Genomic DNA, 23,760 nt, shown 5'->3' on the forward strand with positions numbered 1-23,760 from the left:
CACCCTTTTTATTATTTATCGTTATTAGCCTTACTGTTTTAGCAAAAATTTAGCTAAATGTCCTAGTAAAAGAGACTTACAGTTAGGTTATTGATGAAAAATAAGAATAAAGGATTGTAAAACAAAAGGCTTTCGTGGGTAACTGGCTAATATTAAATAATTAATGACTAGATTTATTTTTTATGGAACGTTCCCATTAAATGTAGCTTTATAAGTGACTGAATACGTATTCAGTCACTCTTGTATAGTCTGTTATTTCCACTTATTTGCTAAGCGAACAACATTTAAACCGTACCATGCAATAAATACATAACATAACATTGGAACAAAAAAGCTTTGCTGTATATTTACTGTATCAGCTATAAACCCTTGCAGTAATGGTACAAGTGCACCACCAACAATTGCTAAACATAACCAGCCAGAACCTTTGCTCGTCAATGATCCTAGTCGCTCGATTGCAACTGAAAATATAGTCGGGAACATAATTGAGTTAAATAAACCAATTGCCAATACTGAGTATAAAGCGACGTCACCTTGAGTAAAAATAGTGATCAATAATAGCGCAATAATACTAAATGCATTAAACGCTATAGCTTTAGAAGGTGCTATCTTTTGTAATAATACAGAGCCTATAAAACGCCCTACCATTGCCCCGCCCCAGTAATAACTAATAAGTGCGGCCGCAGTATGCTCTTCAAGCCCTGCTATGTGCGCCTCACCAAAGTAGTTAACTAAAAAGCTGCCAATGGCAACTTCCCCGCCTACGTAGCAAAATATAGCAAGTACACCCATAGTTAGGTGCGGTGCTTGCATTAACGAACGAGATTCAATTGCTGTATTATTTTCCTCTTTGTGGGCTTCAATTTCTGGAAGCTTTATAAAGGCAAATATAATAGCGATAAGCAATAAAGCGCCAGCAAGCATTAAATAAGGCACTTTTACAGATTCAGCAGTTGCTGCCGATGCGGCTAAACTACCTGCCGTACCGAAAAATAATAAACCACCAACATAAGGCCCAACGGTAGTACCAAGCGCATTAAGTGCTTGTGCTAAATTTAGACGAGAAGAAGCTGTTTTTTCACTGCCAAGAGCTGCAACATAAGGGTTAGCAGAAACCTGAAGTACAGTTACACCAGCAGCAAGTACAAATAAAGCGCCTAAAAATAGCCAATATTCATGTACTACAACAGCAGGGTAAAACAACATACACCCCATTGAAGCCACAATTAAACCAGTTAAAATTCCTTTTTTGTAACCAAATTGCTTAACTAAAAGCCCCGCAGGAATAGAAACAATAAAGTAAGCCCCAAAAAAGCAAAACTGTACTAGCATCGCTTCAAAAAAGCTCAAATCAAATACGCCTTTTAAGCGTGGTATTAGTACATCGTTTAAAACAGTAATAAAACCCCATAAAAAAAATAGGGTCGTCATTGCAGTCAGTGGAAACAGATAATTTTTATTTGGCTGTTCGTTGACCGCGAATGATTGGTTTGTATTTATTTCACTCACGTCGTTTTCACTCCATTAACAAGTTGAAAACGATTTTACATGTTTAAATATAAATTAGTCAGCGCACTTATGGAACGTTCCAGTGGCGTTATTCACATTGCGTGTTGGTCGCTCTAACAATTCGGTCTATTTCGCCACTGTTATTAAACTGATAAAGCCCTTCGTTTATATCCTCTAATACTAAAAGCCAATTATGTGCACGCTTACTAATGGCAAAATATAACGAGTTATATTGCAAAGGAATGCTTTCTTGCTCAATGGAAGAAAGCAAAGACTGTTTTTCAGGTTTAGTTAAAGAGGAGTAAGCCACAGATGATTTCAAAGCTTGAGGATCGCCTATAACCAAATCAACACGTTTAGCAGTCAGTAGCTTAACAAGCTGTAAGTCATCAACAGAGGCGATAACTTCAAACTCACCATTGTCCATCATGGCATCAAACTCTGGCGTATTTTGATACCCTCGAACAACACCAATCTTAAGCCCTTTGAGCGAGTTCAAGTTTCCTGTGAAATGGTCTGTATCGCCTTTCCTTTTTAAAAAAGCAATTTCGCCACCTTTAAACGAATTAGATAAGCCGAGTAATTCTCGACGTGTTTTACCATCAACATAATCGGAGGGGGCTGTATCTTCTATAAAGTATTCAGGCATTAGTATGTCAGCCCTGCCTAGTTCTACATTTCGTACCGCTCTTGCCCAAGGCAAAAATTCAATATATACGCTGTAGCCCTTACTATTTAACAAGGCAATTGAAAATTGATAAACCCAGCCTTTATTACATACATTATTACCAATATAGGGAGGCCAATCGAGTGTGGCTAGATGAAGTGTTTGTTTGGAGTTTTTAGCTTCATAGAGCACCCCTGATTTATGGGAATGCCCAGTTAAAGTGTGTTGAGTACCATTTTGAAAATACTCAACCGATGTTTCAGCAAAACTATTACTAGTTGTTAGCAATAATATAAAATAAAACCAGCGCATTTTAGTATCTATTTGTGATTAATAGTGTTTTTAAGTTTAGCTACTACTAACACTTTTGCACAAATAAACCTTAACTAATCAGCTTTTTTGCCACCTCATTTTATTGTTTGTATCACGAGAGCTAATAATAGTATCGTCACTACTCTCAACGCCGCCTAATTTAGCTAAGCGATCATACAAAACTACATTACAGGTTGCCGCTAAGTTCATGCAGCCAATAGTTGGAATATAAACAACCTCATCGCACCACTTTAAGACGTCTTTTGATACAGAACCATCTTCGGGCCCAAATACATAAAATGCATTTTCAGGATGTTTAAACTCAGGTAAAGGTGTTGCACCTTCAATAAGCTCAATAACCACAACCGTTGCGCCTTGTGGCTTTATTGCTTCTAAATTATCTGTTTCGGTTAAAGGAATACGCTCCACTACATTTTTTGTATCTGTATGGAATTTTTTGGCATTTAAGTAGCGATTGCCTGTAAAAAAAACTTGTTTAGCGTCATAACAGCCAGCTGCTCGCAATACACCACCAACATTAGTCGGGCTTTTAGGATTGATTAAACCAATTACGGCTTGTTGTTTACTCATTAATCTACGTCCTTTGTTGGCCATTCTGCAATGTACAAATCAAAGTCGTCGAGCTTTACATCGCAATCTTTTACTGTTTTGTCTTTTACAGAAATACCTAGCTCATGCATCTTTGTTTTATCACCATTATTTAATAACGGATGCCAAGAAGCCAAACCACGACCTTCATGTAAACGACGGTAACTGCAGCTTTGTGGCATAAAAAAGATGTCTTTAAGGTTTTCTTTTGTGAGTTTTACACAAGAAGGAACAAGCGTTTGGCGGTTTTCATATTCGCTACAACCACAGGTGTTGTTATCAAGATACTGACATACAATATTAGTAAATATTAATTGCTCACCTTCGCGTAACTGATCGGTGGCGGTAAATTCGTCTTCATCTTCGCTATCAATAAACGTATTTAAACAACATTTTCCGCATCCATCACAAATGGCTTCCCATTCGTTTTGACTCATGTCGCTTAAGCTTTTTTTAAGCCAAAATTGTGTATTTGCTAATTGTTGATCAAACATAGTTTACTCGTGCCCCCTAAAGAGCGCGCATTCTACCGTATTGCTGTAAATGGCGCAAAGCCAATACCCTTTCAAAGTACTGGCTTTGCGCTACAAATTAGCTTTGAGATTTAACCCAACGCTTAATTTTTTCCTCAAGGATTGGCATTGGTAATGCGCCATCAATTAATATTTGCGTGTGAAACGCTTTAATATCAAATTTATCACCGAGTTCTTTTTTAGAAAAATCACGTAATTCTTGAATTTTAAATTGCCCTAACTTGTAAGAAAGCGCTTGTCCTGGCCATGCAATATATCGCTCTACTTCAGCAATTACATCACTTTTAGCCATAGATGAATTTGCAAGCATGTAATCTATACCTTGTTGACGCGTCCACCCTTTTGCATGAAAACCAGTATCAAGCACTAAACGCATTGCGCGTAATTGCTCATCCGATAAACGTCCATACCACATATAAGGGTCGGTAAATAAGCCTAGCTCTTTGCCTAAGCTTTCTGCGTAAAGCGCCCAACCTTCTGCAAACACGGTATAGCCACCAAATTTACGAAAATCAGGTAAGCCCTCTATTTCTTGCTGAAGTGCTATTTGAAAGTGATGACCTGGGGCTGCTTCGTGAATCGATAAAGTTTCGAGTAAAAATTTAGGCTGCGCTTTTAAGTTATAAGCATTGATATAAAAAATACCAGGGCGAGAGCCATCAGGCGCCGGAGATGCATAGGATGCACCTGCTGCCGACTGCGCTCTGTAGGCTTCAACTGCTTTTACAACGTAAGGTGCTTTGGGTGCTATGTTAAAAAGTAGAGGTAAACGCGCATCTATTTTTTTATTAACGTTTTCATATGCCGCAATTAACTCCTCGGGCGTGTCGTAGTAAAATTCATCTGAATCGCGTAAATGATCAAAAAATTCAGATAGCTCACCTTTAAAGCCTACGGTTTCTTTTACTTTTTTCATTTCGCTTAAAATGCGCGACACTTCACTTAAACCAATGTCATGAATTTCGTCTGCAGATAAGCTAAGCGTCGTGTTTTTCTTAATTTGGTATTCGTACCATGCTTTACCGTTTGGTAAGTCACTGTAACCTACGCTTTCTCGACTATTAGGAATATATTGATTAGCTAAAAAGTCACTCATACTTTTATAAGCCGGTACTAAGTGCTGCATAATCAATTGACGATACTGCGCTGTAATTTTTTGCTTTTGTTGTTCGCTAAACGATTCTGGTAATTTTTTAACTGGTCTCCAAAATAATGAGTCTTCGGCATTTTTAACTACATGAGCTGCAAATTGTGGCTGTAATTTTTCAGCAAGTGGTTTTGGTAACGTAATACCTAGTTTGATGCCTTGCGCCATTGAACGCTCTACACTTGCAAGCCACTTTACAAAACCTTCGCTACGCGAGATAAAAGCCGTGTAATCTTCAACGGTATTAAACGGCTGAGCACTTTGACCTGAACCAAAACCTGCAAAGGTGTTATGCGCACCCGCCATTTGATTTATTGGTAGTAAATAATCAGGGAACTGCATGCCTTCTAATTTAAGTGCAAGGTCACGCTCTAATATTTCAAAACTTAAAAGCGATTGCCCTGTTAACTGTGCTTTATCTATAAAGTTTAATCGCTGTTGATATTTTTTATAAAAAGCGGCTTTTTTAGCTCTATTTTCTTTTGAAATCACAGGCGTGAATTGATCGTTAAACTCGTTACGACCATTGTACGTTGCACTGATGGGGCTATATGTGAGCGATTCATCGTAATACTGTGCAACAAGTACATCGAGTTGTTGCTCTGCTGAAAGCTCTGAAACAATACCTGCTGATGCGTTAACTGTGTTTAACTGCGTACTGGTATTAGTCTGTGTACTAAGCTCAGTATTCATACAGCCACTTAAAGCAAACATAACGCCACTGGCAACTAATGCTAATTTAATAGATTTCATGATAATCCTTTTTAATATCGTTTTTTGATTATGCGCATTAAACCGTGCTTAATAAAGTAATTACGATAGATTGCGTTCATCGTATTAAATTTGCACTTTTATCTGAACTTGTTACATTTCTATTAATTCAAATATGATTTAAAAGAAAAATAAAATGAAAAAACAACTACTCAGCACCTCTATTGCCTTACTTTGCTTAACCACTTTTAATAGCCATGCAGTTACATACCTATCGGCTAAAGCCATGATTGATGTTAAAGATGGCAAGCTCATTAAATCGCCCTTAATTACTATAGATGATGGCGTGATCACTAATGTTGAACAAAATAAAAAACCAATGCTAACTAAAGATGATAAACATATTCAACTCCCTGATTTGACCCTTATGCCTGGTTTAATGGATATGCATGTGCATTTAACGAGTGACCCTACGGTGCCGCGCAGTGAACGTTTAGGCCAGTCAGTTCCTAGAATGGCGATTAAAGCGGCTCATTTTGCTAAAAAAACCTTAGAAGCTGGATTTACAACAGTACGTAATGTTGGCGCAGAAGGTTACAGCGTCATAGCCGTGCGTGACGGCATAAATGCGGGTGACATAGTTGGCCCTCGTATTTGGGCTGCAGGCCCATCACTCGGCATTACTGGCGGGCACTGTGATAACAACCGCCTGCCTCCTGAGCTTAAATATACTTCAAGTGGCGTCGCAGACGGTCCATGGGCTGCGCGTATAAAAGTACGCGAAAATATTAAATACGGGGCAAATGCTATTAAGTTTTGCGCCACAGGTGGAGTATTTTCAAAAGGGACTAAAGTAGGTGCACAGCAGTATTCTTTTGAAGAAATGAAAGCCATTGTTGATGAAGCCCATATGCGAGATTTACCAGTAGCTGCTCACGCACACGGTACAAGCGGTATAAAAACAGCCATTAAAGCAGGTGTTGATAGCGTAGAGCATGCCAGCTTTTTAGATGACGAAGCGATAGCGCTTGCCAAAGAGCATGGAACTTGGCTTTCTATGGATATTTATAACACCGAATACACACTCACTTATGGCGAGCAAAACGGCGTAGACGAAGAAAACCTAAATAAAGAGCGCCAAGTTTCTAAAAGGCAACGTGATAGCTTTAGCCGTGCTGTAAAAGCGGGTGTTAAAATGGTCTTTGGTACCGATGCAGCAATTTACCCGCACGGAGATAATGCAAAACAGTTTAGCCGCATGGTTGAATTTGGCATGACAGAACTACAAGCCATTCAAGCATCAACTATTAATAGCGCTAAGTTATTAAAAATGGATACTCAGTTAGGACAAATTAAAACCGGATTTGCAGCTGATATAATTGCGGTTAAAGCAAATCCTCTTAAAAGTATTAAAACCTTAGAGGCAGTACCTTTTGTAATGAAAGCAGGGGTTGTTTATAAAAACCAATTGTAAATACACGCTATTAAGGCTGAGTTTACTCAGCCTTAATAAAACTCTCCCCCATATTGAATATGCCATAAAAGGGTCACCGCCCCCCCCTATTAGACTCGCTTTTGTCTATTAATTATCCGAACAGTTTTATTTAATCAAATAAAATGAACTTTCCATTCACTTTAAAAACAATAACCATTATCATTCGCGAAAATTCAATAACGCGAATAGTTATCACTCTATGAAAACGTTTAAGTACTCTCTTATTACTCTTGCTTGTTTAAATGCAAATGTTGCATTTGCCCAAAATACAAAAGTTGATGCTGATATTGAACGCATCAGCGTATACGAAAAGCAAAACCGCGTGGTGATGAGCTCTGGTCTTGCTACTAAATCAGACATGTCTTTAATGGAAACTCCTGCACCGGTAGTAATTATTGACCGAGAACTGATTGAATCTCAAGGTGTAGATAGCTTACAAGATTTAGTTAGAAACGTAAGTGGCTTAACACAAGCAGGTAATAATTACGGTATTGGTGATAACTTAGTAATTCGTGGTTTAGATGCAAACTACACCTACGATGGTATGTATGGTGGTGCAGGCCTGGGTAATACATTTAACCCAACTCGTTCACTTACAAATGTTGAATCTGTTGAGGTTTTAAAAGGCCCTGCAACAGGTTTATATGGCATTGGTAGCGCAGGTGGCGTAATTAACCTAATTGAAAAAAAGCCAGAGTTTGAAGAAAAACACAAAGTATCGGCTGAGCTTGGCCAGTGGGATAGCTATTCATTATCGTTTGATAGCACTAACGCTATAACAGATGATTTAGCTTATCGTGTTATGGCTAAAACAGCGTCAAGTGACGGATTTCGCGATTTAAAAGAAGATCGCGACGAAATTTATACTTCACTTAAATACGTGCTTAATGACAGACAAAACATCATGCTTTCTGCCGCCTATATAAAAGATGAAATAGCGGTTGATTCTATTGGTCATCCTATTCGTATTTACAGTGCAGAAACTGCAAACGGCTTAAGCGCGGGTGAAGTAACTGGTGCCGATTTAGTAAACGATCCGACAGGAAGCGGCGTACAGTTAAGTGATGCACAACGCGACCAACTTGCTAATTCATTATCTGCATCTGATGGCTTAACACCTTATAGCTTTGGCACAAATGGTATTATTTCACCAATGGCTGATGCTAACGAAGGTGAAGAGTTGCGTTTTAAATTAACGCATAACTATTACATTACTGACGATTTGTTTTTAAACCAGCAGCTACAGTACCGTAACTACACATCAAGTTTTGCGCGCCAAACAGGTGCATATAACTACGTCTATTCAACACGCGATGGAATAATTAATAACGACCCTCGTGCTCCATTAGTTGAAGACGGTGTACTTTACCCGTATGCAGCACGCCGCCAAGAATACCGCCAAGTAGAAGCAGATGAAAAATCATGGCAGTACTTCTTAGATTTACGTTATGACTTTATGTTAGGCGACGTAGATAACGAATTACTAGTTAACGCCAACTACGAAGATAGAGATATTCGTTTTAAACAATTCTCAATATGGGATCAAGATTACGTACTCACAAACAATGATGGTGATGTAACGTACCAAGGTTCGTTGCCGTATATTTACGATATAAGAGAACCAAATTGGCCAACCGGTAACTTTGAAGATTACGATCCGCTTAAAACAAGTGACTACAATAAAAAAGTACAAGCATGGGGCTTAGGCATTCAACATGTTGGTTACATAACTGAAGAACTTACAACGCGTATTGGTGTGGCATATAACCGAATTGAGCAAACTTATGAGCACTTTGGTGTTGATGAGCGCTACAGTTCTAGCCGTGCAGAGCCAACACCTGAAGCGAGTACATCAGATTCTGGCTTAACGTATAACCTTGGTGCAACGTATCAGCCATCTGAAGATTTATCTGTATTTGTAAATCATTCAAAAGGGCGTACAGCGTATAGTGTATTAGGCTCTGTGGCAGGAAACGAAGCTGACCGTGAAGATTCAGAGTCTATAAGTAACGACCTAGGCTTTAGATTTAAAGCATTTGATGACCAACTACTCGCATCTGTTGTTATATTTGAAAGCTCTCGTACTAATTTAGAATACGCAAACCCGCTTTATGACGCATTAACATCAGGCTCAGATGTACCTGAAAGCTATTATGATGGTAAAGAGCAAACAAAAGGTGTTGAGCTTGATTTAAATGCTTACTTGAACGATAAATGGAAAGTAAACGTAAACGGTATTTATCAAGATGCACGTGACAAAAGTAATCCTAATAGCAGCAGTTACGACACACGCCAAAAAGGTGTGCCTTACGTAACAGCAAGTACGTGGGTAACCTACTACGCAGATATGTTTAATTTACCTGAAGCTGTAAATATAAGTGGTGGTATTACATTTGTAGATAACAGAAGTACTAATTCAAGTTCGTTTTCGATTCCTGATGGTTATGTACCAAGTTACACGACTTACGATACAGCTGTATCGTATACAACTGATAAATGGCATATGCAGTTAAACTTAAATAACTTGTTCAACAAAAAGTATTACTCAAAAGCGATGTTTTTAGGTGGTATGCCAGGGGAAGAGCGTAATGCAAAACTAAGTTTTAGTTACACACTTTAATTGGTTAACCTGAACTCTGGATAAATAAATCTATCTCAAGCAGCTATTTTCAGCGCTCAGGTTAGTTAAATACTTAAAAAGCACGGTTTTCTAATTTAGAAGCCGTGCTTTTTTGTGTTTTATAAACGCTTAATCTAAATTAAATAGTAACAACTATGCGACCGTTAATTTCACCTTTGAGCATATCATCAAAAATTTCGTTAATGTCCTCTAAGCGTTTTTCTTCAATAATCGCTTTTACTTTACCTTGCGCTGCAAATTCCAAGCATTCTTGCAAATCTTTACGCGTACCAACAATAGAGCCCACTACTGAAATGCCATTAAGGACAGTATCAAAAATAGGAAGTGGCATATCCTCTGAAGGTAATCCCACTAATACGCATTTACCGCCACGGCGTACACTTTTATAGGCTTGTTCAAACCCCGCTTTAGACACCGCAGTACACACAACACCATGCGCGCCACCTACTTGTTCAAAAATAGCTTCGCTTGGAACCACCTCTTTAAAATCGAGGGTGATATCTGCGCCTAGCTCTTTAGCAAGCGCGAGTTTTTCTTTACCTGTATCAACAGCTATTACATTAAAACCCATTGCTTTAGCGTACTGTACTGCTAAATGACCAAGCCCGCCCACACCAACAATAGCAACCCACTGCCCTGGTTTAGCACCGGATACTTTTAATGCTTTATAGGTTGTAACACCTGCACAAAATAATGAAGCAGCCTCAGAAAAACCGAGTTCTTCTGGTATTTTTACAACGTAGTCGCCATGCGCTAAACAATATTCTGCATAACTACCATCAATAGAATAGCCAGTATTGTGCTGCGATAAACACAGTGTTTCTTTGCCATCTAGGCAAAACTCACAGTGCCCACATGCACTATAGAGCCAAGGAATACCGACTCTGTCGCCAACTTCTAAGTGCTTAATGTTGCTTCCGACTTTTTCGATAACACCGACACCTTCGTGCCCTGGTACTAATGGCATTTTTGGTTTTACTGGCCAATCCCCATGACAGGCATGTAAATCGGTATGGCAAACGCCACAGGCCGCTATTTTTACTAAAACATCGTTTATTCCCACCTCAGGAATTGGTAAGTCTGTTATTTCTAATTTACCTTTGTATTGAGTATTAATTGCAGCTTTCATAGTCATTCCATCGTATGTGAAAAAAAATTAAAATAAGGATTTATTTACGTATTGTTGTTTACAACATATCCCAATATAGATGTATAAATATTAATCTAAATCATATTTTAGTCATTTAAATTAACTTATAAGCTTGCTAAGAACTTGCTATCCATAATGAGCGTGCTAGCATTTACTTTCTGAAATTACTGAAAGTTACTAAGCTATGAGTTTATCCGAAAAGAATTTTGCCTTTGTAATGCATTGTGGTGAGATGGGCAGCCGCTGGGGATTCAACCGTACGATCGGACAAATGTGTGGTTTGCTGATTATTACTAAAAATCCTATGACAGCAAATGAGATTGCAGATGCGCTTAGTATTTCTCGCGGTAATGTAAGTATGGGCATTAAAGAGCTGCAATCGTGGCAGTTAATTAAAGTACAGCATATTCCTGGCGATCGTAAAGAGTACTACGCCCCTGCTGGCGATATTTGGGATATGGCAAATCGCGTATTTGAAGAACGTAAAAAGCGCGAAATTGAGCCCACCTTAACGCTACTACGCGATAACTTATTAGACGAAGCCAGTAACGACGATGAACTTTACGCACAAAAACAAATGGGTGAGATTCACAACCTACTTGAAACCGTCACTAAATGGTCATCAGAACTACAGCGTTTAACGCCAGAGCAACTTAATAAGCTAATGAAGCTAGGTTCTGGAATTGGTAAAGTTATTGACCTAAAAGAAAAGATATTCAAAAAAGAATAAAGCCGCAATTGCGGCTTTATTTATAGGTATATTTTAAAAATTAGATTTTTGGATAACCAATTCTATCCGACAAGTAACCTACACTAGTAGCAAAGTAATACGAGCGATTCCAATGCATAAACACTTTGTAGTTATCGTACGCTAAGTACATACGGCCATTTATATCATCAGGCATAACCAGCGCAGCACGTACGTCTACATTAGGTAAATCAGAACCATCAGCTTTACGAACACCCAGTGCTTGCCAATCAGCTAATGAGCGCTCTGAGTCGTTCCAATATTCTAACCACTGCTTGCGAGTTTTGGTACCACGCACTAAAACGTATTTACTATCAAAGTTTTCAGGTAACTGAACTTGGCGACCCCACGTAAGAGAGTCGTTCCAGCCTTCTTGCTTTAGATAATTAGCAATTGAGGCAAAAGCATCTTCTTTTGTAGTCCAAATATCTTTACGACCATCGTTGTTGTAATCAACCGCGTAAGCATTAAAAGAGGTAGGCATAAATTGCGTTTGCCCCATTGCGCCTGCCCAAGAGCCTTTAAATTTATCAAGCGTTATGTGGCCCGACTTTAAAATATCCAGTGCAGCCCAAAGTTGGCGCTTATAAAGTGCTTCTCGGCGCCCATCAAAAGCAAGTGTCACTAATGATGAAATAACGTTATGACCGCCTTGAATTGTACCAAAGTTACTTTCAAGCCCCCAAAGCGCGACTATAAAGCGTGCTTGTACGCCAAACTCTTTCGCTACTTTTTCAAGTACCTCTTTGTTTTCTGCGTAAAGCTTACGTGCGCGGTCAATTTTCCATTGTGGTACACGTTTTGGTAAATACGTTTCAAGGGTTTCTTTTACTTCTGGCTGGTTTTTGTCAGCCGAAACAACTTTTTCTTTATACGTTGCTGTTGCAAACGCATCGTCAATAAGTTTGGCTTCGTAACCTTTTGCGATAGCTTCTTGCTTTAAATTCGCTAAATAATCTTGAAATTCAGCCTGAGTTTTTGCCATAACAGGTGAGCTTAAACATACACCACATAATATAACGATAAGTTTTTTAATCACTATCAACTCCATTGTCTTTTCGTAATTGGCTTAGCAAATTTTGCTCAGGTGGTGGAATTTGTAAGTAGTAGCCTTTATCAGGATTTGATAACGCTGCTTTTACAGTTTCTAAATCTGCCCCACCTAAATGCTCACGTTTTGCTAAATTGATGATCATCACATAAACAGGTTGACCAAACATAGCCATCAAAGGTTCCGGAACTTTACTAAAATCATCTCTTTTTTCAACAAATAAGAACGTATCCGCTTTTTTCTTACTTTTATATACTGCAGTGAGCATTATGGCCCTATAAATTCTTGCTTAACAATGCCGCACACTATAACATGAGAGTAATAATAAGTTAGAAAAATTAGATTAGAAATTTCAATAAAGGCCCTATTCAGCCTACGTTTATCTAAAATTAATTTCTAATCAGACAAATCAATTGAGCGTGTATGTCGGACCAAATTTTTGAGTTAAAAGGGAATCTTTTTACGTTATCAGTTTTGCATCTTTATAGTACTGATATAAACCTTTTAGCAGAACAACTGTATGTAAAAATAGCCCAGGCCCCTAAGTTTTTTGAGGGTGCGCCTATTGTCGTTAATTTAATTGAAATTAAAAACAGTTCACTTGATTTTGTTCACTTAAAATCATTAATCGAGCGAATGAGTTTTAATGCGGTTGGTGTGTGTAATGGCTCAGATGAGCAACATACTCAAGCAAAGGCTGCTGGCTTATCTGTTTTAAATTATTCACAAGACGTTAAGAGCGAACCTGTTAAACAAGAGCCCAATACATCGATTGTAGAAAAAACGGTGCATTTACCGGCGCAAATTATCAGCGGTACAGTTCGCTCTGGACAACAAGTTTATGCAAAAGATAGAGATTTGATAGTACTTGGCGCAGTTAGTCATGGTGCGGAAGTCATTGCCGATGGGAATGTGCATATTTATGGCACGCTACGCGGTCGCGCTATTGCAGGCGCAAAAGGTTTTAAAGAAGCACACATTTTTTGCCAAAAACTTGAAGCCGAGCTGGTTTCAATAGATGGTAATTACTGGATCAGTGATTCGCTACAAGGTGAACATTGGGGAAATGCAGTGCAAATACAACAAAAAGACGAATCATTAGAAATTTCAGCTTTGGTTAAAGGATAAATCTCATGGCAAAAGTAATTGTCGTTACCTCAGGTAAAGGCGGTGTTGGTAAAACAACATCAAGTGCTGCAATTGGCACAGGCTTAGCGTTAAAAGGCTATAAAACAGTTATTATCGACTTTGATATTGGTTTACGTAACTTAGATTTAATTATGGGTTGTGAACGCCGCGTTGTTTATGACTTTGTAAATGTAATTAATGGTGAGGCAAACCTTAACCAAGCGCTTATTAAAGATAAACGTGTAGATAAATTATTTTTACTACCTGCTTCACAAACTCGTGATAAAGATGCTTTAACACGTGAAGGTGTTGAACGCGTACTAAATGAACTAAAAGAAGACTTTGATTACATAGTATGTGATTCACCAGCAGGTATTGAAGCTGGCGCTATGATGGCGATGTACTTTGCTGATGAAGCAATTGTTACAACAAACCCAGAGGTGTCGTCAGTTCGAGATTCAGATCGTATTTTAGGTATTTTACACAGCAAATCAAAACGTGCTGAAGAAGGCCTAGAAAATATTAAAGAACACTTACTATTAACACGCTATAACCCTGGTCGTGTTGAAAAAGGTGAAATGCTATCGGTAGAAGATGTGCAAGATATTCTGTCAATCCCATTATTAGGGGTTATTCCTGAATCGCAAGCGGTATTAAGTGCTTCAAACTCAGGCCAACCTGTTATATTGGATACAGAATCTGATGCAGGCCAAGCTTATTCTGATGCAATTAACCGCTTACTAGGTGAAACCGTCGATTTTCGCTTCTTAGACGTTGAGAAAAAAGGCTTATTTAAACGGATTTTTGGAGGTTAACGTGTCTTTACTTGACTACTTCCGCTCAGAAAAGAAAAACAGTGCGTCACTAGCAAAAGAGCGATTGCAGATCATTGTCGCGCACGAGCGTTCTCAGCGAGGAACGCCGGATTACTTACCACAATTAAAACAAGATATTTTAGATGTGATCCGTAAATACGTGAACGTAAGTACCGATGCAGTTCAGGTTCAGTTTGATCAAAACGAAGACGATTTAGCCGTACTTGAGCTAAACGTTACACTACCTGATGAAGAAAAGAAGTAATTGAAGAAAGGGCGCTTTATAAGCGCCCTCTTTATTTTCATTTACTTTTTAATAACTTTCTAAATATCTACGTTTTAATCCCTTGCATGCAACTAAAACTTTTTCACTATGTAACACAAAAATTATAGATAATACCAATTCGCTTAATTAAGTGATCTATTTTGAGGATGGAAAAACGTGTTGATAGCTAGGCAAAAAAATCGCTATTTAGTTGTTCTAAATGAGATTTTTTAACACAGGTAACGACACGTTTAGCGCCGTAAAATGATTAAGTATTATTGCGGATTGGTATAAGTATTACACAGTAAAAAAAATATCTAGTCTTAAGTATCCCATTCTTTTAAAGCGTCTTTAACATAGTTATAGCGCCAAGAGCTTAATAAATCAGGCTTAATATGGCTTTGTTTTTGCTCATTAGTTAACTTCCAATTCCAACTAATCAATTGATTAATTTGCTTTTTAGAGGCCATAACGTCTTCTGGTATATTGTGCTCTTTAGCGACTTTAGTGATCTTTTGTTTAATATCTTTGGCTACTTTTTTATAAGTAGGAAAATCAATTAAGCGCTTAAGTACTTCAGGATGCTCAGCATCTGGTACTGCTTTGGCAACTTCAATACACTTGATTATATCTACACCAGAGCGATTAACTTCAATAGCTTCAACTCCTGGAATTTGACGTAGAGCATTTAAACTTGAAGGACCACGTTTGGCAATTTCAGTCATGTTATGTTCTTTTAACACAAAATTTAGCGCTAAATTTTTCTTAATGGCTTTGTTTCTGCGCCATACAGCAAGTTCTTTTAAAACCGCAAGTTCGTGCGGTTTGAGTTGCCATGCATTTTTAATATCTTTATATAAAAGCTCGTCTGGTGTTTGAAACGCACGTTTTTTAGCTATCAGCTCACTCTCGTTTATTACAATGTCAAAGAACCCAGCGGCATTAATACGCTCTATAATCAGCTCGAAACACGGCAATAAGTAAAAAGTATCTGCAGCAGCATAATCTAACTGTTTTTTAGTTAACGGACGTTGTAGCCAGTTAGTGCGTGACTCACTTTTATCTATTTCAATACCTTGCAACTCTTTTACCATAAGGGCAAAGCCCATACAGTTACCTTCCCCAAGTAACTGCAACGCAAATTGTGTATCAAAAAGTGGGGATGGAACAAAGCCTGCGTATTTTTGAAAAACCTCAATATCTTCTGAAGGAGAATGCAGTACTTTTAAAACACTAGGATCTTTTAGTATTTCCCAAAAATCGAATAATGAGAGCTCAGCTAACGGATCGATAAGCGCTAAATGCTCACCATCAAAAACTTGGATAAGTGCAACTTCTGGATACAAAGTGCGACGACGCATAAACTCAGTATCAATAGCTAAAATAGGCTTATTTTTTATTTGTTCAACAAAAGTGTTCAGTTGATTTTGGGTTTCGATCAATTGGTATTGCACTTAATCTCCTACAATAAAAAAGCCGACATATGTCGGCTTTTTTATAGGTTGCTAATCTTTCAAGGCTCTTCGGAGTATTTTACCTACGTTAGTTTTAGGTAACTCATCCCTAAACTCTACCAGTTTTGGGACCTTGTAATTAGTTAAATTATCACGACAGTGACTTATTATATCTTTTTCAGTTAAAGAAGGGTCTTTTTTAACAACAAAAACTTTAACTTGTTCACCACTTACATCGTGAGGAATACCAATAGCAGCAACTTCAAGCACACCTTCGTGCATAGCCACTACCTCTTCTATCTCATTAGGGAAAACATTAAAGCCAGATACAATGATCATGTCTTTTTTGCGATCTACAATAAAGAAGAAACCTTCATCGTCATAAGTTGCAATATCACCTGTTGCAAACCAGCCATCTTTTAAACATTCAGCTGTTGCATCTGGTCGATTGTAATAGCCCACCATAACCTGCGGGCCTTTCACACACATTTCACCCGGTTCACCTTTAGCGGCCTCTTCACCGTTATCAAGTATTAGCTTAATCTCAGTATTAGGCGCAGGCAAACCAATAGAGCCGTTATATGCTTCTAAATCATAAGGACTAATAGTTACTAATGGAGAACATTCTGTAAGGCCATAGCCTTCCATTAATTTTGAGCCAGTCACTTTTTGCCACTTTTCAGCAACAGGACGTTGCACGGCCATACCGCCACCAAGTGACATTTTTAAATGACTGAAATCAAGTTCAGCAAAACCTGGTGTGTTTAATAAACCGTTAAATAACGTATTAACACCAGTAATAGCTGTAAATTTATGCTGACCTAGCTCTTTAACAAACCCAGGCATATCTCGTGGATTTGTGATTAATATATTTAAACCACCGTACTTCATAAACGTCAGGCAGTTAGCTGTTAAAGCAAATATATGATAAAGCGGTAAAGCGGTAACAACAACTTCTGTACCACGATTTAACACTTTGTCTAAACAGCCTGAAACTTGCTCAAGGTTACCAACCATATTGCCATGGCTCAGCATTGCCCCTTTTGATACACCTGTTGTGCCACCGGTGTACTGTAAAAAAGCAAGATCGGACAAGCTCATTTCAGGACGTGTATATTTAGTTTCGTCTGCAGCTAGAACGTCTGAAAAGTTAATTGTGTTTGGTAAGTTGAACTTTGGCACCATTTTTTTAATGTGCTTAACAACAAAGTTGACTATGTGCTTTTTAAGCCCACCAACCATATCGCCTACTTGCGTTACTACAATGTGTTTAACATCAGTGTGTGCAAGTGACTTTTCAAGTGTGTCAGCAAAGTTTGCTAAAATGAAAATAGCGGTAGTGTCAGAATCCTTTAACTGATGCTCTAACTCACGCACAGTGTAAAGTGGGTTAACATTTACAACCACACAACCTGCACGTAAAATACCTAAAATGGTGACTGGTGTTTGTAGTAAGTTAGGCATCATTACGGCAACTTTGTCGCCTTTTTTAAGACCTAAATCATTTTGAATGTAGGAAGCAACTTTTTTTGTTGCTGTATCTATTTCGCTATAAGACAGCGTTTTACCCATATTAGTAAATGCAGGTAAATCGGTGTAGTCAGTAAAACTTTTTTCGAACACTTCGAGTAACGAGTTGTAATGCTCAGGATCGATTGTTTCAGGCATACCCTCTGGGTAGCGCTTAAGCCAGATTTTTTCCACTCTTAGCCCCTGTTTATAATTATATTTTTATTAACCTTAATCTAAGTAAGGCGCTTTAACAATTGAGCAAATACTCTAATGGAGGAATAATCCCACATTTTACGTAAACTTACAATTAACATGCACCATTTTGCAGCATAAAGTCTTGAATATGCTTAAAACATAGTTCACTACTTTGCATATGACAGTGGTGCCCACCATCTACATTAATTACCTTTAAGCTATTGTAATAACTAATATACTTTGCCAGATTTTGTTTTACAAACGAATAACCTTCGTTACCTAAAATTAATTGGCACGGTGCAATTAAATCTTTTATTGCACCAATACATTGCGCCTCATTAAACCTAAAACCTGAGTGATTTTTAAGCTTTGGATCAGTTGTTAATGTATAACCATCTAAAACCGATTTTATATTTCGCTGCATTAAAAGAGCAATAAGCTCACTATTCAAATCGGTTGTTTGAGCACGTGCTTCATAAATAAGCTCTTTCGATTTATAAACTCTCTGCTTCTTATTTTTTAAACGCGCTCTATTTAATACTGCACTTTTTAGCTGTTCACATACGCCTTCGCTAGGAGTTGTAACACACCCAATCCCCTCAATAAAGGTAACAGATTTTACATAATCACCAAAGCAACTAGCAAAAAGCCCTGCAACCAAGGCTCCCATCGAATGCCCAACTAAATGCACTTTTTTAACACCAAGCGCATTAATAAGTTGGTACACATCATCAATATAATCAACAAAATAATAATGTGCATCATCACTTCGCCAAGATGATAAACCATGCCCGACAAAATCAATACAGTACCAAGTGTGCTTTGGCTTAGCTTTACTTAACATTGGTATAAAACTGTGGCAGTTATCTAACCAACCATGCAACGCTATTACTATTTCATCCCCAGAACCTACTTTTAAGCCATGAATATTCAAGTTATTGGTTTCAATATTAAATGGCTGCACGGCAAGTCCTTTATTAATTTAGAGCATCATTATTTATAGCATACAAGTTGTCAGACCACTAACCGAGAAAATGGTGCCAAATTCGCTATTTAATTATCTTGATGTTCTAAAGAAAGTAAAAAATATAAAATAAAATTTAAACGATATCATAAGCTTAATTACAAAAAAAATAAGCTGATCTTTTTAAATATATTTGCTTTGTATGCCTTTTGAACAATTAAAAGGTGATAGCATCATATGTAGTTAAGCTATAACCAGTATAATTTAAATAAATAGAACTAACAGCGTTAACTACAATTCTATTCATATAACCCTAAATTATAAATATCTTAGATATTCATTTATTTATCATACTATCTGTATACAATATCAGCGGCTATTTAATAAGGTACACTCATAAGGTACACAACCATGAAAAAACAGATCAGCTTATTAGCGCTTTTATGCACCGCTTCTGGTGCTTACGCAGAATCAGCACCTAAAAATGTAATTTATATGATTGGTGACGGCATGGGTCCGGCTTACACCACGGCTTATCGCTATTTTAAAGACGACCCTGCAACAAAAGAAGTAGAAGGCACGGTTTTTGACACTATTTTAAAGGGTATGGCTCGTACCTACCCTGATGACCATACTTATGTGACAGACAGCGCAGCAGGTGCTACAGCACTTAGTAGCGGTCATAAAAGTTACAATGGCGCAATTGCAGTAGATACAGACAAAAAATCAGTTAAAACCATGCTGGAAATAGCAAAAGAGCGCGGTATGACAACAGCGCTTGTAGCAACTTCACAAATAAACCATGCAACACCTGCTAGCTTTACAGCTCACAATGAATCTCGTTACAACTACGATGATATTGCCAACGATTATATTGATAATAAGATTGCTGGTAAATTACCTGTTGATTTAATGCTAGGTGGCGGTACTAAATATTTTATTCGTGACGACCGTAATTTAGTTGAAGAATTTAAAGCGGCAGGTTACCAATACGGTGACGATATTAATAATCTGGGACAAATTACACAAATACCTGCCATAGGTTTGTATGCAAGCAAAGGCTTGCCATTTGCCCTTGATATGAACCCAACTCGCCTTACTCAGTTAACATCTAAAGCGCTTGGTTTACTAGATAACCAGAATGAAGAAGGCTTTTTTGTGATGATTGAGGGCAGCCAAATTGATTGGTGTGGTCACTCTAACGATATAGCGTGTGCGATGGCTGAAATGGACGACTTTGCTAAATCAATCGAAAAAGCAAAAGCGTACGTTGATAAAAATAAAGACACTATACTTGTAGTTACAGCCGATCACTCAACGGGCGGCTTAACTATTGGTTCGCACGGCCAATTTAAATGGGAAACAGACGTAATTAAAGGTGTTAAGGCAACGGCTAGTAAGTTAACAGACAAACTTATGGAGTCTAAAGACTTAAAACCAGTATGGACTGCTAACACCAATATTGAATTTACAACTGAAAACCAAATCAAACTTGAGCAAGCTAAAAAAATGGGAGAAAAAGCGCTTAATTTAGCTGTTAAAAGTATTATTAGTGATGCAAGCTTTACTGGCTGGACAACTGGCGGACACACCGCTGTAGACGTTCAAGTATTTGCCTATGGCAAAGGCAGTGAGCAATTTATCGGCTCACAAAATAATACTGATATTGCAGATAAGCTGATTGACTTTATTGAGCAGTAAATTTCACCTCGTTTTGAACACAAAAAGCCCGAACACATGTTCGGGCTTTTTATTGAATTTTATCGCTGTATTTATCTAAAACGCTCAATTAAGCTTTAAGCGTATATATCAACACCTATTAAATTTTGTACTTCGGCTCTGCGTTCTAAATTAGCAAATTCAGTATAAGTAGAAATCGCTTTACTTACTTGAGCTGTCGGTTGGTCGTAAATTGTTTGGCTGTATTCATTGCTTTTAGCACTGCTTTTAAACAGTTGATTAGCTAGTTCGACGCCCTCGACACTGCTTTTTACATAATCGGTATTCGTTTTTTGAGCAGCCGGCTGGTCTAATAAACTCTGTGGTTTATTAGTAACAACTTTAGTAGGGCTAACCCTACCCGGAATATCCCCGGTAAAAAAACCTGAACCAATAGGCAGCGTCATTACGCGTCTCCAACCTTAATATTGTATAAAATTATGATTTAAAAACAACCAATTTGCAAATAATATGATTAGTCACGCCCTGGTAGCTTTTTCCACGTTACCGTATCTCGCACATATTTAGGTTGAGCGTCACTCGCTTTTACAACGTCACCCGCTAAAAACGCGGCTTCAACATGCGCTAACATATAACGCGCATCAGGCAATGTAATATCAGTATTAATTGTCACGTTTTCAAAGTCATTTAGCGCATCAGGATAGGTTTTAAAGCCCGTGCCCACAGCTACAGATGGCTCAGTGGTCGCTATATACTTATTGTTTAGTAAATCAGGTTTTATAACGCATTCTTGGTTAACTAAAAGCATTAGATTATTTTGCGCTTGGTAATGTGCAAAGTATATCTCCCCCATACGCGCATCTATACTTGGATAAACACTCAGGCTGCCTTTTTGTTCAAACGTTTGTTGAGCCATAGTAGCCAGTGTAGACACACCAACAAGCGGCAAATTAGTTGAATACGCTAAGCCTTGCGCTATAGCAACACTAATACGTACACCGGTGAAACTACCTGGCCCCTGGCCAAAACCAATTACGTCTAAATCTTTTAATTTACAGTTTGCTTTAGTTAAAAGTTCATCCACAAGTGGAAGTATTTTTTGGCTGTGCTGCTGCGGACACTCTTCAAAATGATGAAACGTTTGGCCCTGGTAATGTAAAACAATTGAAAGTGCTTCAGTTGAAGCATCAAGGGCAAGGATATTACTTTTGATCATTTTAGTACTCTAATTAATTTGTTTTAAAAATGTATTGGCATCTTCTAAGCTTCGCGTGCGGCGCATCGGTGGTAAGCTTTTTAAAAATACTTGGCCATATTGGCGTGTAACTAAGCGATTATCACATATTACAAGTACGCCTTTGTCTTTACTATCTCGAATTAAACGCCCTACACCTTGCTTTAGCGCAATTACAGCCTGCGGTAATTGTATGTGTGAAAAAGGGTCTTTTCCCTGCATTTGGCAATCTTGCATTTTAGCTTGTAGCAATGGATCGTCAGGGGCTGCAAATGGCAATTTGTCTATAATAACACAACTTAATGTACTACCGCGTACATCGACACCTTCCCAAAAAGAAGCCGTGCCGAGTAATACCGCATTACCATGGCGAGTAAATTTCTCTAAAATTATACGCTTAGACATTTGCCCTTGCATATAAACTGGGTAGTCTATTTGTGTAGTTAGCCCTTCGGCCACTAAGTGCATCATTCGATAGCTAGTAAATAACACAAAACAACGCCCTTGTGCTGATTTTATAAGCTCAAGCGTTAGTTTTACAATTGCATGTGGCATATTATCAGCATGCGATTCGGGTAAGTAGCGAGGTAAACACAGCAGCGCCTGATTAGGGTAGTCAAATGGGCTATCTACCATCATGCTTTGTTTTGGCTTTAAACCTAGGCTTGCATTAAAATGCTCTAGTTTGTTATCAACCGAAAGTGTTGCAGAAGTGAATACAAATCCTGCGCCCGTGTCTTGCATCATTTGAGCAAACTTAGCTGATACATTCAATGGCGTTATATTAATTGTTAAATAACGGCGCGTTGTTTCATACCAATAACTAAAGCCGGTTTGGGCTGTATCAAAAACCCGCTCTAACTGCCCTTTAAACGCAAGTGCACGTTCAAATGGATGCTCAATTTTGTCGCTTCTATCTAGGCAAAGCTTGAGTACTTGATAAACAAAATCTAAATCACTGATCACACGATGGAGCGCCGAGCAAATTTGTTTATCGCTTAGTTTTTCTCGCCAATCGCCACGGCTGCCATCAACACCAAATTGTAAACGTAAATCAGCAACGCTTGTCTCAAGCTTGTTTAAGCTTTTACCAAGTTGCAGCATATCGGGAATTTCAGCTCTATAAATAGCACGTAAATCATTAATTAAATCTACCAACTTTTTAGTGCTAACACTTTCACCAAAGTAATCGCTGGCAATTTCGCTTAACTGATGGGCTTCATCAAATATATATGCGTCGGCTTTTGGCATAAGTTCAGCAAAGCCACTTTCTTTTACAGCCATATCAGCAAAAAACAAATGGTGATTAATTACAACCACATCGGCATCGGCCGCAGTTAAACGTGCTTTGCGTATATAACAGCTTTGAAAATCTGGACACTCTTTACCTAAACAATTATCGGCTGTTGAATTTACATAAGGCAGTACTTTGGCATCATCTTCTATACCTATACAATCGGCCAAATCGCCCGATTGTGTTTCGCTTGCAAACTTAGCTACCATAGCTAGTTGATGCATTACGTCGGAGTCGTCAGTAGGTACATGTGCAACATGTTGATTAAGTCGGTAGGTGCATAGGTAATTGGCGCGCCCTTTTAATAAGGCGGTTTTTTTTGAAGCACTTAAAGCTTTAACTAGTTGCGGTAAATCTCTGTGATAAAGCTGCTCTTGTAGAGCTTTAGAACCTGTTGATATTATCGTGCGCCCTTTTGACTTAAGTGCAGGGGCTAAATATGCAAATGTTTTACCCGTACCCGTGCCTGCTTCAACAACTAATTGCGAACTGTTTTTTAATGCATCCGCAACAGCTACTGCCATATCAATTTGTGGTTGGCGAGGCGTATACCCATCTAAAGATAACGCTAAAGGCCCGGTTGCACTAAACAGCTGTTTGATAATACCAATCACTTTACAATAAATAATAGCGGGATTTTACGTAA

At 38.2% G+C, this 23,760-nt stretch carries 21 protein-coding genes; 7 read left to right on the forward strand and 14 right to left on the reverse strand.

Features of this window, described 5'->3' with window-relative positions; translation table 11 throughout:
* Positions 1-252: 252 nt before the first annotated feature.
* The 5 genes from H5090_RS01855 to H5090_RS01875 all read right to left on the reverse strand — a co-directional run bounded on the left by H5090_RS01855 (position 253) and on the right by H5090_RS01875 (position 5,530).
* Positions 253-1,509: a sugar MFS transporter gene (locus H5090_RS01855; protein WP_182694881.1), complete on the reverse strand. Its 1,257-nt coding sequence runs from the start codon at positions 1,507-1,509 to the stop codon at positions 253-255.
* Between the two features lie 88 nt (positions 1,510-1,597).
* Positions 1,598-2,488 (reverse strand): ABC transporter substrate-binding protein, encoded by an 891-nt coding sequence (locus tag H5090_RS01860; RefSeq protein ID WP_182692723.1) that lies wholly within the window; start codon positions 2,486-2,488, stop codon positions 1,598-1,600.
* Between the two features lie 78 nt (positions 2,489-2,566).
* Positions 2,567-3,079, reverse strand: coding sequence for an RNA methyltransferase (locus H5090_RS01865; RefSeq protein WP_024595017.1), 513 nt, complete (start codon positions 3,077-3,079; stop codon positions 2,567-2,569).
* Positions 3,079-3,591: a YcgN family cysteine cluster protein gene (locus H5090_RS01870; protein WP_004334734.1), complete on the reverse strand. Its 513-nt coding sequence runs from the start codon at positions 3,589-3,591 to the stop codon at positions 3,079-3,081. Before H5090_RS01870 ends, H5090_RS01865 begins: the two co-directional genes overlap by 1 nt.
* A gap of 97 nt (positions 3,592-3,688) precedes the next feature.
* Positions 3,689-5,530 (reverse strand): DUF885 family protein, encoded by a 1,842-nt coding sequence (locus H5090_RS01875; RefSeq protein ID WP_182694882.1) that lies wholly within the window; start codon positions 5,528-5,530, stop codon positions 3,689-3,691.
* A gap of 154 nt (positions 5,531-5,684) precedes the next feature.
* Between H5090_RS01875 and H5090_RS01880 the strand changes: the two genes are divergently transcribed.
* Complete coding sequence (locus H5090_RS01880; protein ID WP_182694883.1) at positions 5,685-6,962, forward strand: amidohydrolase family protein; 1,278 nt, start codon at positions 5,685-5,687, stop codon at positions 6,960-6,962.
* A gap of 220 nt (positions 6,963-7,182) precedes the next feature.
* On the forward strand, positions 7,183-9,603 hold the full coding sequence (locus H5090_RS01885) for a TonB-dependent siderophore receptor (RefSeq protein WP_182694884.1): 2,421 nt from the start codon (positions 7,183-7,185) through the stop codon (positions 9,601-9,603).
* 139 nt (positions 9,604-9,742) lie between these two features.
* On the opposite strand, the gene adhP is transcribed toward H5090_RS01885, so the two are convergent.
* Entirely contained in the window at positions 9,743-10,753 is a 1,011-nt protein-coding gene (gene adhP / locus H5090_RS01890; protein WP_182694885.1) for an alcohol dehydrogenase AdhP, read from the reverse strand.
* Positions 10,754-10,958: 205 nt separating this feature from the next.
* Here adhP and H5090_RS01895 point away from each other — a divergent pair, with 205 nt between their 5' ends.
* Entirely contained in the window at positions 10,959-11,504 is a 546-nt protein-coding gene (locus H5090_RS01895) for a GbsR/MarR family transcriptional regulator (protein WP_024596846.1), read from the forward strand.
* Between the two features lie 40 nt (positions 11,505-11,544).
* Here H5090_RS01895 and H5090_RS01900 read toward each other — a convergent pair whose 3' ends face one another.
* Complete coding sequence (locus H5090_RS01900) at positions 11,545-12,561, reverse strand: lytic transglycosylase domain-containing protein (protein ID WP_004334714.1); 1,017 nt, start codon at positions 12,559-12,561, stop codon at positions 11,545-11,547.
* On the reverse strand, positions 12,554-12,841 hold the full coding sequence (locus H5090_RS01905; protein WP_004334712.1) for a YcgL domain-containing protein: 288 nt from the start codon (positions 12,839-12,841) through the stop codon (positions 12,554-12,556). Before H5090_RS01905 ends, H5090_RS01900 begins: the two co-directional genes overlap by 8 nt.
* 155 nt (positions 12,842-12,996) lie before the next feature.
* On the opposite strand from H5090_RS01905, the gene minC reads away from it, so the two are divergent.
* From minC to minE, 3 genes are read left to right on the forward strand one after another with little or no spacing between them, the layout of a single operon-like run.
* Positions 12,997-13,701 (forward strand): septum site-determining protein MinC, encoded by a 705-nt coding sequence (gene minC, locus H5090_RS01910; RefSeq protein ID WP_024596847.1) that lies wholly within the window; start codon positions 12,997-12,999, stop codon positions 13,699-13,701.
* Positions 13,702-13,706: 5 nt separating this feature from the next.
* A complete protein-coding gene (gene minD / locus H5090_RS01915) occupies positions 13,707-14,516 on the forward strand; it encodes a septum site-determining protein MinD (RefSeq protein WP_004334708.1) in 810 nt (269 codons plus the stop codon).
* 1 nt (position 14,517) lies between these two features.
* Positions 14,518-14,781, forward strand: a complete 264-nt coding sequence (minE, locus tag H5090_RS01920) for a cell division topological specificity factor MinE (RefSeq protein WP_004334706.1) — start codon at positions 14,518-14,520, stop codon at positions 14,779-14,781.
* A 323-nt stretch (positions 14,782-15,104) separates the two neighbouring features.
* On the opposite strand, the gene rnd is transcribed toward minE, so the two are convergent.
* The 3 genes from rnd to H5090_RS01935 form a co-directional block, all read right to left on the reverse strand.
* Positions 15,105-16,235 (reverse strand): ribonuclease D, encoded by a 1,131-nt coding sequence (gene rnd, locus H5090_RS01925; RefSeq protein WP_182681952.1) that lies wholly within the window; start codon positions 16,233-16,235, stop codon positions 15,105-15,107.
* A gap of 51 nt (positions 16,236-16,286) precedes the next feature.
* On the reverse strand, positions 16,287-17,939 hold the full coding sequence (fadD, locus tag H5090_RS01930; protein ID WP_182672373.1) for a long-chain-fatty-acid--CoA ligase FadD: 1,653 nt from the start codon (positions 17,937-17,939) through the stop codon (positions 16,287-16,289).
* A gap of 115 nt (positions 17,940-18,054) precedes the next feature.
* Positions 18,055-18,906: an alpha/beta hydrolase gene (locus H5090_RS01935; protein ID WP_182694886.1), complete on the reverse strand. Its 852-nt coding sequence runs from the start codon at positions 18,904-18,906 to the stop codon at positions 18,055-18,057.
* A gap of 411 nt (positions 18,907-19,317) precedes the next feature.
* Here H5090_RS01935 and H5090_RS01940 point away from each other — a divergent pair, with 411 nt between their 5' ends.
* Positions 19,318-20,607 (forward strand): alkaline phosphatase, encoded by a 1,290-nt coding sequence (locus H5090_RS01940; RefSeq protein WP_182694887.1) that lies wholly within the window; start codon positions 19,318-19,320, stop codon positions 20,605-20,607.
* Between the two features lie 95 nt (positions 20,608-20,702).
* Here H5090_RS01940 and H5090_RS01945 read toward each other — a convergent pair whose 3' ends face one another.
* The 3 genes from H5090_RS01945 to H5090_RS01955 all read right to left on the reverse strand — a co-directional run bounded on the left by H5090_RS01945 (position 20,703) and on the right by H5090_RS01955 (position 23,728).
* Entirely contained in the window at positions 20,703-21,032 is a 330-nt protein-coding gene (locus H5090_RS01945) for a hypothetical protein (protein WP_007580633.1), read from the reverse strand.
* A 68-nt stretch (positions 21,033-21,100) separates the two neighbouring features.
* Positions 21,101-21,802, reverse strand: a complete 702-nt coding sequence (tsaB, locus tag H5090_RS01950; protein ID WP_182694888.1) for a tRNA (adenosine(37)-N6)-threonylcarbamoyltransferase complex dimerization subunit type 1 TsaB — start codon at positions 21,800-21,802, stop codon at positions 21,101-21,103.
* A 9-nt stretch (positions 21,803-21,811) separates the two neighbouring features.
* Positions 21,812-23,728 (reverse strand): ATP-dependent DNA helicase, encoded by a 1,917-nt coding sequence (locus H5090_RS01955; protein WP_182693235.1) that lies wholly within the window; start codon positions 23,726-23,728, stop codon positions 21,812-21,814.
* Positions 23,729-23,760 lie beyond the last annotated feature (32 nt).

This window comes from Pseudoalteromonas sp. SR43-5, from assembly GCF_014163835.1.
Taxonomy (GTDB): Bacteria; Pseudomonadota; Gammaproteobacteria; order Enterobacterales; family Alteromonadaceae; genus Pseudoalteromonas; species Pseudoalteromonas distincta.

Bases quoted from the DNA above. Each gene is read 5' to 3' on its own strand.
- H5090_RS01860 (WP_182692723.1), bottom strand. From the start codon at position 2,488: ATGCGCTGGTTTTATTTTATATTATTGCTAACAACTAGTAATAGTTTT.
- H5090_RS01865 (WP_024595017.1), bottom strand. From the start codon at position 3,079: ATGAGTAAACAACAAGCCGTAATTGGTTTAATCAATCCTAAAAGCCCG.
- H5090_RS01870 (WP_004334734.1), bottom strand. From the start codon at position 3,591: ATGTTTGATCAACAATTAGCAAATACACAATTTTGGCTTAAAAAAAGC.
- H5090_RS01875 (WP_182694882.1), bottom strand. From the start codon at position 5,530: ATGAAATCTATTAAATTAGCATTAGTTGCCAGTGGCGTTATGTTTGCT.
- H5090_RS01880 (WP_182694883.1), top strand. From the start codon at position 5,685: ATGAAAAAACAACTACTCAGCACCTCTATTGCCTTACTTTGCTTAACC.
- H5090_RS01885 (WP_182694884.1), top strand. From the start codon at position 7,183: ATGAAAACGTTTAAGTACTCTCTTATTACTCTTGCTTGTTTAAATGCA.
- adhP (WP_182694885.1), bottom strand. From the start codon at position 10,753: ATGAAAGCTGCAATTAATACTCAATACAAAGGTAAATTAGAAATAACA.
- H5090_RS01895 (WP_024596846.1), top strand. From the start codon at position 10,959: ATGAGTTTATCCGAAAAGAATTTTGCCTTTGTAATGCATTGTGGTGAG.
- H5090_RS01905 (WP_004334712.1), bottom strand. From the start codon at position 12,841: ATGCTCACTGCAGTATATAAAAGTAAGAAAAAAGCGGATACGTTCTTA.
- minC (WP_024596847.1), top strand. From the start codon at position 12,997: ATGTCGGACCAAATTTTTGAGTTAAAAGGGAATCTTTTTACGTTATCA.
- minD (WP_004334708.1), top strand. From the start codon at position 13,707: ATGGCAAAAGTAATTGTCGTTACCTCAGGTAAAGGCGGTGTTGGTAAA.
- H5090_RS01940 (WP_182694887.1), top strand. From the start codon at position 19,318: ATGAAAAAACAGATCAGCTTATTAGCGCTTTTATGCACCGCTTCTGGT.
- H5090_RS01945 (WP_007580633.1), bottom strand. From the start codon at position 21,032: ATGACGCTGCCTATTGGTTCAGGTTTTTTTACCGGGGATATTCCGGGT.
- tsaB (WP_182694888.1), bottom strand. From the start codon at position 21,802: ATGATCAAAAGTAATATCCTTGCCCTTGATGCTTCAACTGAAGCACTT.